Annotated in this window: 12 protein-coding genes; 6 read left to right on the top strand and 6 right to left on the bottom strand. The window is 74.1% G+C overall.

All coding sequences use genetic code 11. The features are described 5' to 3' along the window. Positions 1-148: undecaprenyl diphosphate synthase family protein (locus CCN44_RS33480; RefSeq protein ID WP_208639890.1), on the bottom strand; the 148-nt coding region annotated here is incomplete at its 3' end. A 312-nt stretch (positions 149-460) separates the two neighbouring features. On the opposite strand from CCN44_RS33480, the gene CCN44_RS33475 reads away from it, so the two are divergent. Together CCN44_RS33475 and CCN44_RS33470 are read left to right on the top strand one after the other, a co-directional pair. Next, entirely contained in the window at positions 461-1666 is a 1206-nt protein-coding gene (locus CCN44_RS33475; protein ID WP_208639889.1) for a serine hydrolase domain-containing protein, read from the top strand. Continuing rightward, on the top strand, positions 1663-3255 hold the full coding sequence (locus tag CCN44_RS33470; protein WP_059247061.1) for an alpha/beta hydrolase: 1593 nt from the start codon (positions 1663-1665) through the stop codon (positions 3253-3255). Before CCN44_RS33475 ends, CCN44_RS33470 begins: the two co-directional genes overlap by 4 nt. Positions 3256-3372: 117 nt before the next feature. Here the strand turns inward: CCN44_RS33470 and CCN44_RS33465 are convergent, their stop codons facing one another. From CCN44_RS33465 to CCN44_RS45705, 4 genes are all read right to left on the bottom strand, one after another. Further along, positions 3373-3840 (bottom strand): tectonin domain-containing protein, encoded by a 468-nt coding sequence (locus CCN44_RS33465; protein ID WP_244204008.1) that lies wholly within the window; start codon positions 3838-3840, stop codon positions 3373-3375. Between the two features lie 235 nt (positions 3841-4075). Further along, complete coding sequence (locus tag CCN44_RS33460; protein ID WP_079081268.1) at positions 4076-6073, bottom strand: glycosyltransferase family 2 protein; 1998 nt, start codon at positions 6071-6073, stop codon at positions 4076-4078. 648 nt (positions 6074-6721) lie between these two features. Beyond that, a complete protein-coding gene (locus CCN44_RS33450) occupies positions 6722-11050 on the bottom strand; it encodes an nSTAND1 domain-containing NTPase (RefSeq protein WP_086702031.1) in 4329 nt (1442 codons plus the stop codon). After that, positions 11037-11549: a CU044_2847 family protein gene (locus CCN44_RS45705; RefSeq protein WP_063808490.1), complete on the bottom strand. Its 513-nt coding sequence runs from the start codon at positions 11547-11549 to the stop codon at positions 11037-11039. Before CCN44_RS45705 ends, CCN44_RS33450 begins: the two co-directional genes overlap by 14 nt. Positions 11550-11955: 406 nt before the next feature. On the opposite strand from CCN44_RS45705, the gene CCN44_RS33440 reads away from it, so the two are divergent. The 4 genes from CCN44_RS33440 (at position 11956) to CCN44_RS33425 (ending at position 15949) form a co-directional block, all read left to right on the top strand. Then, positions 11956-13206 carry a PucR family transcriptional regulator gene (locus CCN44_RS33440; RefSeq protein WP_086702028.1) on the top strand — a complete coding sequence of 417 codons (1251 nt, stop codon included), beginning with the start codon at positions 11956-11958 and terminating at the stop codon, positions 13204-13206. A 227-nt stretch (positions 13207-13433) separates the two neighbouring features. Then, positions 13434-14285, top strand: a complete 852-nt coding sequence (locus CCN44_RS33435; RefSeq protein WP_086702025.1) for an alpha/beta fold hydrolase — start codon at positions 13434-13436, stop codon at positions 14283-14285. A 41-nt stretch (positions 14286-14326) separates the two neighbouring features. Then, positions 14327-15163, top strand: coding sequence for a helix-turn-helix domain-containing protein (locus CCN44_RS33430; RefSeq protein WP_059247075.1), 837 nt, complete (start codon positions 14327-14329; stop codon positions 15161-15163). Between the two features lie 57 nt (positions 15164-15220). Continuing rightward, a complete protein-coding gene (locus tag CCN44_RS33425) occupies positions 15221-15949 on the top strand; it encodes an alpha/beta fold hydrolase (protein WP_086702022.1) in 729 nt (242 codons plus the stop codon). 7 nt (positions 15950-15956) lie between these two features. On the opposite strand, the gene CCN44_RS33420 is transcribed toward CCN44_RS33425, so the two are convergent. Further along, a complete protein-coding gene (locus CCN44_RS33420) occupies positions 15957-16835 on the bottom strand; it encodes a helix-turn-helix domain-containing protein (protein WP_059247079.1) in 879 nt (292 codons plus the stop codon). Positions 16836-17098: the final 263 nt, after the last annotated feature.

The following is a 17098-nucleotide window of genomic DNA, read 5'->3' as shown; positions in this document are numbered from 1 at the left end:
TCTCGGTGGAGAACGCGTACAGGCTCAGCCACTCCACGCCGGCCGTCCGCGCCGCCTCGATGACATCGATCACCGTCGTCTCCGCCGCGCGGTGCCCCGACGTACGCGGCAGCGACCGGCGTGCCGCCCAGCGCCCGTTCCCGTCCATCACACAGGCCACGTGCCGCGGCACCCTCCGGACGGAACCGCCGGTGGCCTCCTCAACCGTCACGCCTGCCCCCCAGCGGCAACGAGCGGATCCCTTGCGTCCCGCCCAGCGTGTCAGTCCCCGCACCCGGAAACGGCGCGGGCGCCGAAGGTTCACCCTTGGTACTGCTGTGTGACAGCGCGATCACCCACCGGGCGCGCCGGGCGCGGGCCCTGGGGTTCACCTCCGGGCGCGCGCTGGTGCTGTCCCCCGCACCGAACCGGCTGCCTGCCGGAGTGAGCACGGCCCCCGCGGTGCCTAGCGTGATGTCGCATGGCAAGCCCCTTGACGCGTTCGCAGATCCGCCGCCGTACCGGCCTCATGGCCGCGGCCCTGGCCTGTGCGCTGACCGCCGCCCCGGCCGCCGCCGCACAGCCGTCCCGCGACGCGCCCCGCGCGTGCGGCCCGCAGCCGGCGCTCAGCCGGTCCGTGCACCACCTGGTGACACACGACCGGATCACCGGCGCCGCGGTCCTGGTCACCGACGCCGACCCGGACGCGCCCTGCGCCCGCCGGACGGTGACCGACGGCGTGGCCGACCTGCGCACCGGCCGCCCCATGAACACCACCGACCGGCTGCGGGTCGGCAGTGTCACCAAGACCTTCACCGCGACGGTCGTCCTGCAACTCGCCGCCGAACGGCGGCTGTCCCTGGACGCGCCCGTCGAACGCTACCTGCCGGGCCTGATCCGCGCCGACGGCCACGACGGCCGCCGGATCACCGTACGGCAGCTCCTCCAGCACACCAGCGGGCTCCCCGACTACCTGGAAGCCCCCGAGTGGGAGCACCCCGAGCGACTGCGGTACCGCCACTTCGAGCCGCGCCGGCTCGTCGCCCGCGCCCTGCGGCTGCCGCGACCGCCGCACACCTGGCACTACGCGACCACGAACTACCTCGTCGCCGGGCTGATCGTGCGCGCCGTCACCGGCCACAGCCCGGAGACGGAGATCACCCGCCGGATCATCGCACCGCTGGGCCTGCGCGACACCTACTGGCCGGGTGACGACACCCGCATCCAGGGCCCGCACTCGCACAGCTACTTCACCGCGCAGGACGGCCACCGGGCGGACGGCACCGCCTGGAACACGACCTTCGGCGGTGTCGGCGGCGCCCTGGTGTCCACGCCGGCCGACCTGACCCGGTTCGCCACCGCACTGCTCACCGGCCGGCTGCTGCCCGCACCCCAACGCGCCGAGATGCGGCGCACGGTGGCCGCCGACCCCGACCGGCTCTGGCCCGGCGCCCGCTACGGGCTCGGCCTGATCTCCTCACCGCTGTCGTGCGGCGGCACCTGGTGGGGCCACGCCGGAACCGTGCCCGGCGGCCATCGCGCGCTGGTCGCCACCGGCCCCGACGGCCGTACCGCTGCCATCGCCCTGAACGAGGTGCCCGCCACCCTCCAGGCCGAACTGGACTTCCTCGACGTCGTCGACAAGGCCCTCTGCGAGGGCCCGTCCACCGAAAGGACACCCGCATGACCCGCCCCACCGCGCCGGCCGGCCGCCGCCGCCCGCGCCGCCTCGCCTCCCGGGCCGCCGCCGCCGCCCTGTCCCTGGCGGGTGTGCTGGCCCTGGGTGCCGCGCCCGCCGCGCCGGCCGCGGCCCGGCCGGCCGCCGATCCCCTCGCCCGCTACCACCACCAGCAGCTCCACTGGAAGAGCTGCCTGCTCGGCCCCGACGACACCACCGGCAAGGAACTCGAACAGGCCGGCGCCCAATGCGCCGACGTCACCGTGCCGTTGGACTACGCCCGCCCCGAGGGCCGTACCCTCACCGTCGCCATATCCCGGATCCGCGGCACCGACACCGCCCACCGCGCCGGCGCCCTGCTGCTCAACAGCGGCGGACCCGGCGGACAGACGCTCGGCGACCCGCCGTGGGTGCGCAAGGCCATGAAGGACGTCGCCGCACGCTACGACGTGGTGGGCGTCGACCCCCGCTTCGTCGGCCGGAGCACCCCGCTGGACTGCCACTGGCCCACCGGCAGCATGATCCGCGGAGCCGGCACCGGCCGCGCCGGCTTCGACCGCATGGCCGCCTTCTCCGCCGACCTCGCCGAGCGCTGCCGCACCCACGCCGGTGACCTGCTGCCCCACGCCGGTACCCGGAACACCGCTCGCGACATGGACGTGATCCGCGCGGCGCTGGGCGAGCGCAGGATCTCCTACCTGGGCTACTCCTACGGCAGTTACCTCGGCCAGGTCTACGCGACGATGTTCCCCCGGCGCGTCGACCGGGTCGTCCTGGACGGCGTGGTGGACCCCGCGCGCTACGGTCCCCGGCTGCTGCGCGGCACCGAGCAGGCCAACCTGCACGCCCTGCGCAACTGGGCCGACTGGGCCGCCGCGCACCACGCGACGTACGGGCTGGGGCGCACCCGGAGCGCCGTGCTGGACACCGTGCACGCGGTCCGCTCGGCCGCCGCCCGCACGCCGCTGCGTCTGGGCGGCCACCGGGTGGACGATCACGTGCTGCCCGTCCTCGTCTTCAACGGACTCTCGCAGGACAACCCCACGGCCCACGGCGACTTCGCCGAGGCCGTGCGGGACCTGCGGCGCGCCGCCGAGGGCCGGGCCGTCACCCCGTCCCCGTGGCTGGCCTCGGCCCTGGAGTTCCTGCTGACCGGCCACGAATCCGCCTACGGCAGCGCACAGACGTCCATCCTGTGCGGGGACGTGCCCGCGCCCCGCGACCCGGAGACCTACTGGCGCGACCTGCGGCGGGCCGGGACGGAGGACCTGCTGTTCGCGCCCGTCACGAACGACATCAACCCCTGCGCCTTCTGGGACCCGCCGCGCGAACGCCCGACGACGATCCGTGCCGACCTGCCGGCCCTGCTCGTCAACGCCACGGGCGACCCGCGCACCACCTACCGCAGCGCCGAGACCGTGCACCGCGCCTGGCCCGGCTCCCGCCTGGTGACGCTGCGCGGAGCGGACCAGCACGGGGTCTACGGCACGTTCGGCAGCACGTGCGTGGACACCACCGTCAACGCCTACCTCGCCACCGGACGTCTCCCGTCCGGGGACGTGACCTGCCCCCGGCCCGCTCCCGGCGCCGCCCGCTGAAGGCCGCCGCGGCCCTGATCCCTCCTCGGCGGCGGCTGCCCCACCGGCGAAGGCGGGGTGCGCCGCCGACCGCGCGAGGCGGTCGGCGGCGCACCGGCCGCCGCGGCGGACGCCGGGTCAGCCGGGCAGGTCGCCGGTGTACCGGTAGATGTTCCCGGCCGAGTTCACGCCCCAGACGGTGCCGTCCACGCCCGCGCCGATGTCGGAGAGTCCCCCGGGGATCTGCACCCACGGACTGGCGTCGTTGTTGGTGAAACGGTAGATGTTCCCACCCGAGTTGACCCCCCACACGTTGGTCCGGGACCCCGCCGAGATCGCCTTGAGCGCGCCGCTGATCTGCTTCCAGTGGCCGGTGTCCTGGTCGCCGGTGTAGCGGTAGATGTTGCCGGCGGAGTTGACGCCCCAGACGGTGCCGTCGGCGGCGGCGCCGATGTCGGTGAGGGCGCCGGGGATCTGTACCCAGGGGCTGGCGTCGTTGTTGGTGTAGCGGTAGATGTTGCCGGCCGAGTTGACCCCCCACACGTTGGTCCGGGACCCCGCCGAGATCCGGACCAGCGCACCGCTGATCTGCTTCCAGTCGGCCATCCTGCGACTCCTTGTCCGCTCGGGAACGCTGCACACGGACGCTGCCCCGAGGGAACGGTTCGGCATATCAACGCATAGGAATCACACCCACGACTTCTGTCCGGAAAGCTGTGTTTGCGGGTCCGGCGCCCAGGCGGCGACTGGACCGACGCCGCGACCCGGCCCGCCGACGCGACGCGAACCCGGGTCGCCTGTGTGGGTTACCTACGTCCGCCGCATTGACGGGTGTCCCCGTCTACCTGAAGCGCTTCGCGAGTGCCTTGACGAGATCGGTCTTCGCGACCTTGAGCGCGAAACGGTCTGAACGGCCGGGGAGGGGCCGGGCGTACCAGGGCAGTGCCCGGCGCCGCCACTTGGCAGGGGCCAGGCCCGCGGGGAGCGCGGGCAGCGGTACGGCCCACGGCCCGAGGCGGAGTTCGCCCGTCCACACTCCGGCCGGAAGGGTGTCGACCGGCACGGTGACGTCGAAGGCACCGTCGGGGGAGGTGCGGCGGGCCGGGAAGGTGACGGTGGTGCCCGCGCCGTCGTCCAGGGCGACGACGAGCGCGCCCTCGGGGTGTTCGGCCGCGTCGCACCGACCGCCGATGCGCAGCTCCGTCCGGGCGCCGTCGGCCCAGCGGATGTCCTCGTCGACGTGCAGCAGCGGCGGCACCTTGTGCTTGGTCTCGCCGAGGTCGAGCGTGAAGTTGCCGTACGGCCTGGTGGTGTACAGGGTGACGGCGCGCAGGCCCCCGCCCGTGGCGACGATCCGTGTGTCGGCGGCACCGGAGACGTCGTCGCCGCGCTTGCTGCCGATCCGCACCTCCTTGGTGATTCCCTGTGCGCCGACCGCCAGGGAGATGTCCCACAGCCCGTCGGTGAGGGGCTCGCCGTCGGCTGCGCTCGTGATGTCGACGGTCGCCTCGAACCCCGCGAGGTCGTACACGTACCGGCCCTCGTCCCGCTCCGCGCCGAGGCCCGGCGTCGCGGTGTGCGTGACGGGCAGCCGGTACTCGGTTGCGCCGGTGCGTTCCCGCAGGACCAGTTCGGTGGTGACGTCGCGGGTCTCGACGCGGTGCAGGTACCCGTGCCCGGCGAGGTGGAGCACACCGCCCTTCAGCTCGGCGCGGGCGACGTGGTGGCGGACGCCGAGCTGGGCGGTGACGTCGTAGCAGAGGTCGGGGATCGCGCGCTCCGGGTCGCGCAGGAACGGATAGCGGGCGAGTGCCCGGCCGCCGTCGACGAGGACGGGAGTGGCGACCTCGGTCCGGGCCAGCCGCTTCTCGAACTCCACGAGTTCCAGCACCTCGTCCAGCATGCGGTGGCGCACCAGGTGCAGCCGCAGCCGGGCCATGGCCGAGAGCCGCTCGTTCATCCCCTCGTGCCACAACGGCTCGATGATCTCGGCCAGCTGGCCCAGCATCTTCCGCTGGGTCGCGCGCGGCTCGAAGACAAGCTGGTCGGCCAGGAGCTGCTGGACCTCGACCGTCAGATGCCGGTGCGCCAGATGGTCACGGCCCGGGCCCGGCGGCACGTGCTCCAGGATCAGGTCGACCATGCGGGGCAGGAACCGCAGTCGCAGATGCGAGCCCTTGAGCCGGCGGGTGATGTTGCCCTCGTCCTCGCGCAGCACCCAGTACAGACAGTCGTAGTCGGCGACCACGGAGATGCCCGAGGCGTGCAGATAGGCGGCGCCGACGAACAGCTGGTCCTCGCCGATGGCCAGGTCGGTGGGGAAACGCAGCCCGTGCCGCTCCAGCAGCTCCCGGCGGAACAGCTTCATCGGGTTGAGCGTCCAGTACACACGGGACGAGAACACGTCCGTACGCGGCTGGTTGCGCCGGAACATCGACGTGGGCGCGCCGCGTCCGCCGACCCCGACCATCTTGCCGAGCACGACGTCGGTGCCGTTCTCCTCGGCCATCCGGACCATGCGTTCGAGTGCCTCGGGCCCCAGACGGTCGTCGGCGTCCAGGAAGAACACGAACGTTCCGGTGGCGTGGTCGAGCCCGGCGTTGCGCGGGGCCGACGGACCCCCCGAGTTCTGCTGGCGGAAGACGCGCAGCAGGCCGGGGTAGGTGTCCTTGAGACGCTCCAGCTCGGCCGCCGTGCCGTCCGTCGAGCCGTCGTCCACGACGATGACCTCGAGCCGGTCCCGGCCGATACTCTGCTCGGCGACCGAGGCGATGCACTGCGTCAGATACGGCATGGCGTTGTACGCGGCGATGACGACCGAAACGGTGGCGCCGGACATGAACATGCGCTCCCAAACACCGGGCGGACCCGGGGCGACTTCGAGGATTCTGTGAACCTACCATGGGCGGAAGTGTCGGAGAGGTGGATGATCAGTGAAGTGGCGCGCGCAGCCGGTACCGGACGCGGAGCGGGCGGCCGCCGCCGCGGCGTTCCTCGACGGCCAGGAAATCACGCGGACCCAGTGCGTGCAGTGCTATTCGGAGATCGCCGGTGTCAACGGCCGGTACGCCTGCGGGAATTGCGGCTGGGTGAATCCGTGGACGGAGGGTCACAAACCACTGCCCACCGCGGAGGACGACGTGCCGGCGCCGGAGAGTCCCGCGGGGTGACCCGCCGGGGATGAGGCAGCGGCGGCACGGGAGTCGGGTGCGGTGACCGTCGGGCCGGCCCCGGACCGCCTCCGGCAGGCACCTCCGCGCCGCATCCTCCTGGACAGCCGTTCCGGCCTCGACACCGACCCGTCCGTGCTGCTGCCGGCCGTCGCGGCGGCGGCGACCCGGCCGCACTCGGTGGCTGCCCGTCACGGCCGAGCATCCCGGGGGCGCCATGGAATGGAGTGGATCGCGGCCGAGGCGGTGCCCCGGCTCCCCGGACACCGCGACAGGCGAGGCCGCGTCGCTCCGGGCACCCGTGCGCCGGCTCGCCGTCACGCCGCGCACGGGCGGCCGGTGCGCGCGCCGGCCGGCAGCCGTCCGCGCTCCGCCTTCGTGTACGGGCGGTCGGCCGCCCGGCACAGGTCGCGCCACCAGGCGTCGGGGTCGACGTCCAGGCTCTGGAGCTGGCCGCCGGCGGTCAGCCGGACGCGCGTGCCGGAGGCGGTCGCGGCGAACGGGTCCGCGCTCACGCTGGCCGGGCCCTCCCCGAGCGCGCCGCCGTCCGAGACGCGGTGCAGCCGCAGGCCCCGGTCGAGGGTGAGGGAGACGAGGGTGTGGTCGCCGACGAGCGCGAGTGGGGTCGTCGTGGGCGGGTAGGGGACGACGCCACCGGTCCGGCGGCCGGTGGCCGCGTCCCAGAAGCGCAGCTTGCGGTCGCTGTGGCCCACGGCCACGAGACGGCCGTCCGGACTGAACAGCACGGTGGGTGTCCGGTCCAGGGACCAGGCCACCCCGGTCGGCGAGGACCAGTTCGCCACGCGCCTGCCCTTCACCAGGTCCCAGATCATCAGCCGGCCGTCGCGGTGCCCGGAGCTGGTGACGATCAGGGCCTGACCGGGGTGGCCGGGGCGCGCGACGAGCTGACCCGTCGGGGTCATGGCCGGCCGGGGGGTGGACCCGGGCGGTGCCACGCGCACCGGAACGGAGACGACGGCGCCCGTCACGGGGTCGACGCGGAGGACGTCGTGGGAGGTCAGCAGCACGGCCAGTTCGCCGTTGTCCAGCTGGGTCATGGACTCGATGGCGGACTCTCCGGCCGTTCCGCGCAGGTGCCCGGCGAGATCGACGTCGAGACGGCTGGCCAGGTCGTCGGCCGCGTACAACGCGAGCCTGAGACTGTTCGCGTCCCCCACGGCCACCCGGTCGCGTTCCTCCGAACTCACCCACAGCGGCGCCCACTGGGGGCCGTCCGTGTCCTTCGGCAGCGCCACACTGCGCGTCGCGGCACCCGGTCCGCTCAGGTAGAGCCGGCCCTCCTCCACGGTCGCGAACCTGTCGTGGTGCGGATCGAGCGCCAGGGACTGGCTGACGGACGCGTCGAACGGCAACGGCGCGACGTCCCTGCCGAGGCGCAGGCGTACCAGGCCGTCACCGACCGCCGCCACCGCCAGGGGGCGCCCGGTCGACGCGCGCGGCCAGAGCGCCATCTTCACGTTCTCGCTCGACGTGTCGTTGGTGGGGACCACCGCTGTCCAGGTGTCATCGGCGAGCGTGCCCACGGCGGACACGACGCCGTACTCCGTGCCGTCGCCGCTGGACTCGGCACGGCGGAAGTACGTGCGGTAGTAGCTCGTGGCGTCGGTACCGGAGAAGCGGGACGAAGTCTCGCGGGCCGCGGCGCCGCCGTCCACACGCACGAGCCGCGTCGCCGAGCCGAGCCGGGCCCCGTGCACGGAGAGCACCTTTCCCCGGGCCATGAAGGCGCTGCTCGCGTTGACGTCCGTCACCAGCCGCCGTCGCTCCCGTCCCGTCGACAGGGAGAAGACGCCGGCCGACGACAGGTAGCGGCCGGAGGACGGACCCCGGACCCACTGGAGGGTCACCTGGTCGGACCCGCCCGCGAACGCGGCGCCGTCCACCACCCGGCCCGCGGTCACCCGCCCCGCCCCCGGGACCGGGTCCGCCGCGGGCACGTTCCAGACGTCGAGCGCGCCGCGCTGGTCGACCCCGCCGCCGTCGCGCCGGTTGCCGTAGGAGTGCAGGCGCAGCAGGCGGGAGGAGTCGTCGGAGAAGTCCAGCGAGGGGGAGTACACGTCGTCCGACTCCGGTAGCGCCCCGGTGAGCAGCCGCGGTCCGGGATCCTTGCCCACCTCCCAGAGCCGGACCGAACCGTCCGCGGACGCGAGGGCGTACCAGCGCCCGTCGTCACTGATCGTGTCCCGCGAGTCCTGCGCGGGCACCCCGCGCAGGCGGTGGACCCGGGGGTGGTCCGTGCCGGCGTCCACGACGACGGTGACCGTCCTTCGGCCCCGGTCGGGCTCGGTGGTCACCGCGAGCACATCCCTCCGCGAGGCGGCGGTCACCCGCTCCACGCTCCCCGGCCACAGCCCGGCATGCACCCGCTCCACGTCCCGCATCCGCAGGTACTGCCGGAACAGCTGGGCATGGGCCTTGTCCGTGCGGGCCGTCGCCCACGCACCCATCGCCATCTGCACGGAGAGCCCGAAGTCGGTCGCCGACCGCTCCTGCGCCAGGTCGGCCAGCTGCTCGGAGGCCGCCGTGCGCAGCTGCTTCGCGATCAGGTCGCGGCTGCGGCCGGCGTCCCAGGCCAGCCAGCCCGCGATCAGCGTGAGCACGGTGACGGCGGCGGCGAACCCGCGCAGCACATACGCGCCGCGGCGCGCGTGGCGCCGCCCCGCCGTCAGATAGGCCCGCTGGAGGGCGGTGATGTCCCGGTCGCGTTCCGGTATCCACCGGTCCGCGGCGGTGAGCAGCTTCCCGGGGACGGGCACGAACGGCCGGCGTCCCTCCGCGTCCCAGGCGGCGGCCTGTTCCGCGACCTGGGACTGCCAGGCGCGGAACTCCTCACCCTCGCGCAGGCAGGTGCGCAGCCACGCCCACTCCCGCAGCAGAGCCTCATGGGCCATGCGCAGGGACTCGCCGAGCGCCTCGCCCGGCAGGGGCAGGGTGAAGACGAGCAGCTTCTGACGGGCCATGTGCCGGGCCAATGCCCGCTGCGGCTCGTCGAGTTCGCCGACCGGCACGGTGTCCGGCACGAACCGGCCCAGTCCGTCCGGGCGGGCCAGGCGCTGGAACAGGCGCCGCGCGGTCTGCTCGTCCGCGACGCCGTCCGCGAGGGCCGCGTCGAGGGCGCGCTGCGCGTGCCGCGCCAACGCACCGGACAGACCGCCCAGTTCCCGGTAGGCGGCCAGGGTCAGGCGTCCCCCGGAGCGCCGCCGCCACAGCTCGGCCAGCGTGAACTCCAGTAGCGGCAGGGCGTTGCTCTCGCCGCGGGTGTCCTGCGCGTCCTGGGCGTCGCGCAGCAGCAGTTCCTTCAGCCCGTCCTGGAGGCCGGCACCGGGGATCGGGGCGAGCCGTGCGGAGATCACCTCGCCCAGGGCCTCGTGGCCGAGCGGGTCCAGGGGGACGACGGCCCGGGTCCGCTCGGCCGCCGGCAGCACGGCGGACAGCACGTCCAGCGTGGCGTGCCGGGCGGACACGACCGCCCGCAGTCCCCGGTCGCGTGCCGTGCCGGCGGTCAGCTCCCGCCACCACGTCACCACCTGCCGGGCGGCGGACGGCGCGGCTGCGGCGTACTCCTCGAACTGGTCCAGGACCAGCACGCCCATCCGGTCCCGGAAGGCGGTCCGCAGCTCCTCCCGCAGCGCGGCGAGCGCGACCGCGTCCCCGGCCAGCGCCTCCCGTACGACCGTCAGCCGGGAGCCGGCGTCCGCCTCGGGTACGGCAGCCCGCCACAGCGTCAGCAGCGCCTCGCCCAGCGTCGCGGCCGGGCCGTCCGCCTCCTGCGGGGTGCGCACCACGACGACGGCCTCGGCCGCCCGCAGCCGCGGCAGCAGACCGGCGTGCAGCAGTGACGACTTGCCCGTGCCCGACTGCCCGGTCAGCAGGGTCAGCGGCTGCTCGCGCACCGCCCCGGCCAGCGCGTCCGTCTCCGCGGCCCGCCCCGTGAACAGATGCGCGTCGCTCTCCTCGAAGCGCAGCAGCCCCTTGAAGGGGCCGGGGTCGTCGGGGGCGTCCGGCGCCCGGGCGGCCAGCCGCGGGGCGGGGATCAGGTAGGCGGTGCCGTCGAGTCCGGCACGGCCCCGCGTGGCGAGCATGCCGACCACATGACGGGCCTCGACGTCCCAGACCGGGCCGCCGCTGAAGCCCGGTTCGATCGCGACGCTGCCGTGTCCCGCGTCCAGCTGGATGAGGCCCGCGCCCTGGCCGCCGCGCAGGACGCCGTGCGCGTTCACCCCCGTGTCGGTGCTCTCCGGGAAGCCGTACAGGCGGGCCGCACGGCCGTACAGCGGGGCGTCGGGGGCGGCCAGGGGAAGCGGCGCGGTCCCGGCGACCGGGTGGTCGAGCCGGAGGACCGCGATGTCGTCGGCGGGATGCCAGGCGACGACGGTGGCGGGCATGCGTTCCCGCGCCCCTGCGGGCACCAGCGGGAAGTCCACCCGGAGCGGTTCTCCGGGGCGGCGCGGATCGGTCCCGTCGCCGTCGGCCACCACATGCGCGCACGTGCACACCAGGTCGCGCCCCAGCAGGAACCCGGCGCCCAGCAGCTCCCCTCTGTGGTCGAAGAGCCGGGCGAGCCCCTGCTCGAACTCCGCGCCTCCCGACGGAGCGCCGGGAGGCTGCGCCTCAGTCGCCGTCAACGGCGGGCTCCGCGTCCGGGGCGGGCTCGTCGTCGGCGCGGTTCCGGCCGCTGCGGCCGGGCTCCCGGTCCGGGGCCGTCCGTCCGTCGGCGTCGTTCCGGCCGCTGCCGCCGGGCTCCGCGTCCGGGTCCGGTTCGTCGTCCGCGCCGTCCCGGCCGCTGCCGCCGGGCCGTCGCTCCCACTCCAGGGCCACCTTGAAGTGCGCCTCGGTGGCGGCGCGGGCCAGCACCACGCCGGCGTCCGCGCTGAGCTTCACCCCGAACTCGAGGCAGACCCGGTCGGGAGCCTGCGGCATGGCGCGCAGCGAGGCCAGAACGTCCTGGACGGCCGGGCGGACGCGGTCGACGGCCTGCCGGAGGGTGTCCGCCGCGGCCCCCGCAGCGTCCCCGCGCCGCCTGCGCACGGGCTCGTACGCGGCACCGCCCGGCGGCGCGGGACCGTCGACCTCCACGCGCAGCACCGAACCGTCGCTTACCCGGAACTCCGTTGTGTCCGCCATGAGTTCGCCCGCCCCGTCGCTTCCCCTCAGTGCGCCTCCCGGTGGAGACGGCCAGCCTAATGGGGCGGTGTGCGTGCTGTCTCGGGCGGTGCGCGACGGTTCGGTGCAGTGTTCCGTGCGCGCACGGGCATGGTGCCGAGAGTGCACTGCCGCGCGGGTGCCGGCCGCCGGGCCGCGGCAAGAGGACACGCCCTGGTGTGCACGCACGAGCACGTGCCGGTGCGCGGTGAGGCAATTCCCCGCCCTTTCCCGGCCTCGGCGGGCCGCCGGCGTGGTCGTTCACCGCCGTACCGGCCCGGCCGGCCCGCCCGGCAGCGCCCTGACAAGGCCGTCCACGCCCTGTCGAACCGGTGGACCGCGTCTTTCACGCTGTGTAGAAAGGCCGGGTTCGAGAGAGGGAGTCACGATGGGTGAGCGGCGGCAGCGGATCCGGGTCGGCAGTGACGCACTGCAGGAACTGATCGAGGAACTCGCGGCGCGGCTGCGGCGGTCCGTGGTCGTCGACGACCCCCTGGTGCGGCTGATCTGCTCCAGCCAGCACTTCGGTGACGAGGACCCGGTCCGCATCCGCAGCCTGCTGCGGGGCCGGGCCGACGACGAGATCATCCGGTACGTCCTCGACCAGGGCGTGGCCGGCTGGCCGAAGCCGGACTTCGTCCGGGGCCGCGACGATCTGGGACTGCTCACCCGCTACTGCGTGCCGCTGCGTGAGCGCGGGGAACTGCTCGGCCTGCTGATGGTCGTCGCGCCGGAGGGCACGCTGACGCCGGCGGAGACCGACACCGTCGCGCAGGCCGTGCCGGCGATCACGGCCCAGCTCCGCGCGGACCAACGGGCCGCCGACACCGAGGAACTGGACCTGACCGAGACGCTGCACGCCCTGCTCGGCAGCGGCGAGGCGGCCCGCGCCGCGGCCCGCCGCCGACTCCTCGACGGCGGTCTCCTGCCGGACGCCCCGCACGCCGTGGTGACCGTCGTCCAGGTGTCGCGCTCGGTGGAGCCTCCCGGCCAGGTGGAGAGCGCGCTGCGCGCGGCCCTGGAGCGGTTCCTGCGCACCCGCTCGGCGGACGGCGCCATGGCCGTCACCGCGGACGGCGCGGCCCTGCTGCAGGTGTCGGCCCGGCCCCTGCCGGCCCGGGAGCTGGCGGACCAGGCCACGGCCGTCCGGGAGGCGCTCGCCGCCTACCTGGACGCCTCGGCCGCCCCCGTGGTCGGCATCGGCGGTGCCCAGGACGGCCTGGCCGACGCCTGGACCTCGCACGCGCAGGCGCTGGTCGCGGCCCGCGCGGCGCGCCGCCTGCCCCACCTCAAGGGCATCGGCGCGTGGGAGTCGCTGGGCGAACTCGCCGTACTCCTCCAATTGCCCGACCACGCCCTGAACGCGTCGCTGCTGCCCCGGCCGCTGCGCCTGCTGCTGGACAGCCCGGTCGGCCCGCGCCTGGAGGGGACTCTGCGGTGCTTCCTGGAGCACGCCGGGTCGATCCCGCGCACGGCGGAGGCCCTGCGGATCCACCGCACCTCGCTGTACTACCGGCTGCGCCAGATCCAGGAGATCACCGGCCTCGACCTGGACCGCGGCGGCGACCGTCTGGTCCTGCACCTCGGGCTGCGCACGCGGGAACTGCTCCAGGCACAGGCCGCAGAGCCCGCCGTGTGATTCCACGGGAAGCGGCACCCGGCCCCGCCTCGCAGAGTGACGACGTACGCGCGGGCCGATCGCCGCACACAGTCGAAGTGCGGCACCGGGGCGCTACAGAATGACGAAGAATTCGCCGGCCGATCCCTACGGAGCGCGGTGGTGAGCGAAGAGCCGGGCGATACAGAATTCCGGTGGGCAGGAGCCGCCCATGGTGTCGGTTCCGCGAAATGCGAGGAGAAGTCGCAATGGGGGCCGTGGGCCGGCTGACGACCAGTGACGGTGTGCGCCTGGTGTACCAGGACACCGGGGGAGAGGGAATTCCTCTGGTGATGCTGCACGGCTGGGGACAGACACAGGAGATGTTCCGCCACCAGGCGCGCGGGCTGGCGCCCGCCCGCCGCGTCGTCACCCTGGACTTCCGGGGGCACGGGCGGTCCGCCAAACCGCGCCACGGCTACCGCGTCGCCCGCTTCGCCGCCGACGTCCGGGACCTGGCCGACCACCTGGGCCTCGACCGGTTCGACGCGCTCGGCTGGTCGATGGGGACCTCGGTGTGGTGGAGCTTCTTCGACCAGTACGGCACCGGCCGCGTCCGCCGCTTCGTCGCCGTGGACCAGCCCGCCGCCGTCGCCGCCGTGCCGTGGATGTCGGTCGAGGAGCAACAGCAGTCGGGCGCCGTCTTCGACGTGGCGGGCCTGCTCGCGCTCGCTGCGGAACTCGCCGGTCCGCGTGGTGAGCAGGCACGGTACGAGTTCGTCCGCGGCATGTTCTCCGGTTCCCCCGACCCCGCGCTCCTCTCCTTCGTCGCCGGGCAGATCGCAGCCACCCCGGCCTACGCCGGCGTACCCCTGCTCTTCGACCACTGCGCCCAGGACTGGCGGGACGTGCTGCCCCGCATCGATGTGCCCACGCTGGTGATCGGATGCGACGGCAGCCATGTGCACCCGCGGTCGCAGCGGTACGTCGCCGACCGGATCCCCGGCGCGCGGCTGCACGTCTTCCCGGCCTCGGTGGCCAACTCGCACTTTCCCTTCCTGGAGAACCCGCCGGCCTTCAACGACGTGGTCGGCACCTTCCTCAGTTCGACGCAGAACTGAATTCAAGCCGCACAATCGCACAGAAACGACGGGAGCGCGCCGTGACCCGGGCGACCACCTTCCCCTTGCCTGAAATCCCCGAACAAAAGCCGTCCCGCCCGGCCGCGGAAAATGACGCGGGCCCTTTCATCATTCTGCCGTGGCCGGCTGCCGGCGACGACGGCCACCTCTGGCTCGCCGTCAACGTCTCCGCCGAACCGGTGCTTTTCAACGGCGATTCCGCCCTGCGCATGGAGCCCGGTGATCTCGTCGTCGGCGCCGCCTCCCGCGCCGGATTCCTCGCCCACGGCGCGGAGCTGGCCCGTTTCCGGATCCCCTTCGGTCTGCTGGACGCGTCGGCGGCCGACCTGCGCACGGTTCCGTACACCCGGCTCAGCGGCCGGAGCGGCCTGGCGTCGCTGGTGTCGCAGTTCCTGACCGCCCTGGCCGGAACGCCGCTCCAGCAGCGCCGCACCGGCGGCCGACGCCTCGCCCTGAACACGGCCGACCTCGTGGCGCTGCTCGTCGGCGAGGTCCTTCAGACGCGCGGGACGCGGTCCGCTCCCGCGGGCAACGACCTGCTGGCGCGCATCCAGTGCCACATCGAGGACAACCTGACGGACCCGGACCTGTCGCCCGAGTCGATCGCCCGCGCTCACCACATCTCGGTGCGCTACCTGCACAAGCTCTTCCAGTCCGGCGGCACCACCGTCGGCGCCTGGATACGGCGGCGCAGACTGGACGCCTGCCGTGCCGAACTGCGCGGACGGCGCCGTAGCGTGGCCGCCGTGGCGCACCGGTGGGGCTTCGTCAGCCCGTCCCACTTCAGCCGCCTCTTCCGGCAGACCTACGGCCTCACGCCCAGCGAGTGGCAGGCGACCGCGTCCGCCGACTCCTGAGCGGGCCCCGGCCGCGCCCCACCCCGCTGCGCCCGTGAACCGGGAAGGAACCCCGTCATGCCCACGCCCACCGTCGTCCTGGTCCACGGAGCGTTCACCGACTCGGCGATCTGGTTCGGTGTCATCGCCGAGTTGCACAGCCACGGTATTCCGGTCGTCGCCCCGCCGAACCCGCTGCGCGGCCTCGCCTCGGACGCCGCGCACATCGCCTCGGTGGCCGCCCGGATCGACGGCCCCGTCGTGCTGGTCGGGCACGCCTACGGCGGCGCCGTGATCACCGTGGCCGGCACCACGGACAACGTGGCCGGCCTGGTGTACGTCGCCGCCCTCGTGCCGGAGGAGGGCGAGAGCCTGGGCGAACTGCAAGGCCGCTTCCCGGCCACCGAGCTGGAGAGCAGCCTCCGGCGGTGGACGGACAGTGCCCCCGGCGGCGGCGAGGCCGTCGAGGTCGTCCTCGCCGAGGAGGCGTTCCCGGCGGTCTTCGCCGCCGACGTCTCCGCGCCGGTCGCCCGGGTGCTGGCCTGCTGCCAACGCCCGCTGGCCGCAGCGGCCCTCACGGAGCGGGCCACCGCCGCGGCCTGGCGGACCAGGCCCTCCTGGGCGCTGGTGGCCGGCGCGGACCGGGTGATCGGACCGGACGCCGAGCGCTTCGGCGCGGAACGGGCCGGCGCGGGGCTCGTGGAGATCGACGGCGCCTCGCACGCCGTCGCCCTCTCCCGGCCCACGGCCGTCGCGCGCCTCGTCCGCGACGCCGTCCACGCGGTGACCCGGCCGCCGCGCCGCTGAGGGATGGCTACACGGTCTTCCGGCCGTCGATGTCGCCGAGGTAGGCGCCCAGCGGCTGGAGCGTGGCCCACAGCTGCTCGAAGTAGGCGGCGAAGTAGGTCATGAAGGTGCGGTCCTCGACGCTGAAGCCGTTCAGCCTCTGGCGCGGCCCCCCGGAGAACGCCAGGAACACCACACTGTCGTCGATCAGCGCCATGTTGAGACCGTCGGCCGCCGCCGTCCAGCGCAGCACACTCGCCTCGTAGTTGAGGATGTGCCTGCTGTCCTCGTGGTGCTGGCGGACCCAGGAGAGCATGTCCCTGTCGGGCCGCCCGGCACGCTCCGGTATGCCGATGATGCGTCGCACGCTGCGCTCGTCGTCGCTGTCCTGCCCGGCCCAGTTGAGGATGGTCCGGAAGTACTCGGCGGACGCCCGGGTGGTGTACTGCGTGGGCGGGTAGCGGCGCGTGTAGGTGACCCGGATCTCCGAGCGGGCCTGGCGGACACGCGCGGACGCCGCCTCGTAGAACTCGCGGTTGTCCCGGTACCAGTGCGCGGTCAGCAGGGCGTCCCCGCGCGAGTCGGGCCCGCCGGCGAGCGGCGGGACGAGATGCGGGGAGCGCAGGCCCTTGCCGGTCTCCTCGATCTGCCGGTTCGCCCGCAGCCACCGCTCCCGCCACCGGGCCGGCACCTCGCCGCAGGCCTCCACGAGGGCCGCCGTGTGTTCCCAGCTCGGAAAGCGCCGGCCGTTCAGGATCGCCGAGACGGTGCTGCGGCCACACCCCATCCGCCGGGCGAGCGCTTCCTCGGTGGGCTTCCTGAAGGTCCGCCGCCGCAGCTCGCGCAGCTCGGCCGCGAAGGCGAGCTGGGGCTCCGGCGGCTCCGCCGAACTCCGCCGGTCAGGCATGGTCCACCCCCGAGATCGCCACCGATCGACACTGATGGTCCGTCATTGTCCGGCACCGCTACCGGAGTTCGCCAGGGTCCGGGACTGTTCCGCTTCGTCCGGGCTGTCCTCCGTGTGTCTCCCAGCCGTTGTCCGTACCGCTCCTGCCGCCCAGACTCGGGGAGCGGTCCGCATCGGCCGCACCGGCGTGCGAAAGGAGTGTGCTCCCATGTGATCCGCCGAACCGCACAACGGCCTGACGTGACGAGCCGATCGGGGTGTGC

The organism is Streptomyces tricolor (assembly GCF_002155905.1).
Classification (GTDB): domain Bacteria; phylum Actinomycetota; class Actinomycetes; order Streptomycetales; family Streptomycetaceae; genus Streptomyces; species Streptomyces tricolor.
This window is presented reverse-complemented; position numbering and strand designations above follow the sequence as displayed.

Bases quoted from the DNA above. Each gene is read 5' to 3' on its own strand.
- CCN44_RS33475 (WP_208639889.1), top strand. From the start codon at position 461: ATGGCAAGCCCCTTGACGCGTTCGCAGATCCGCCGCCGTACCGGCCTC.
- CCN44_RS33470 (WP_059247061.1), top strand. From the start codon at position 1,663: ATGACCCGCCCCACCGCGCCGGCCGGCCGCCGCCGCCCGCGCCGCCTC.
- CCN44_RS33465 (WP_244204008.1), bottom strand. From the start codon at position 3,840: ATGGCCGACTGGAAGCAGATCAGCGGTGCGCTGGTCCGGATCTCGGCG.
- CCN44_RS33460 (WP_079081268.1), bottom strand. From the start codon at position 6,073: ATGTCCGGCGCCACCGTTTCGGTCGTCATCGCCGCGTACAACGCCATG.
- CCN44_RS45705 (WP_063808490.1), bottom strand. From the start codon at position 11,549: ATGGCGGACACAACGGAGTTCCGGGTAAGCGACGGTTCGGTGCTGCGC.
- CCN44_RS33440 (WP_086702028.1), top strand. From the start codon at position 11,956: ATGGGTGAGCGGCGGCAGCGGATCCGGGTCGGCAGTGACGCACTGCAG.
- CCN44_RS33435 (WP_086702025.1), top strand. From the start codon at position 13,434: ATGGGGGCCGTGGGCCGGCTGACGACCAGTGACGGTGTGCGCCTGGTG.
- CCN44_RS33425 (WP_086702022.1), top strand. From the start codon at position 15,221: ATGCCCACGCCCACCGTCGTCCTGGTCCACGGAGCGTTCACCGACTCG.
- CCN44_RS33420 (WP_059247079.1), bottom strand. From the start codon at position 16,835: ATGCCTGACCGGCGGAGTTCGGCGGAGCCGCCGGAGCCCCAGCTCGCC.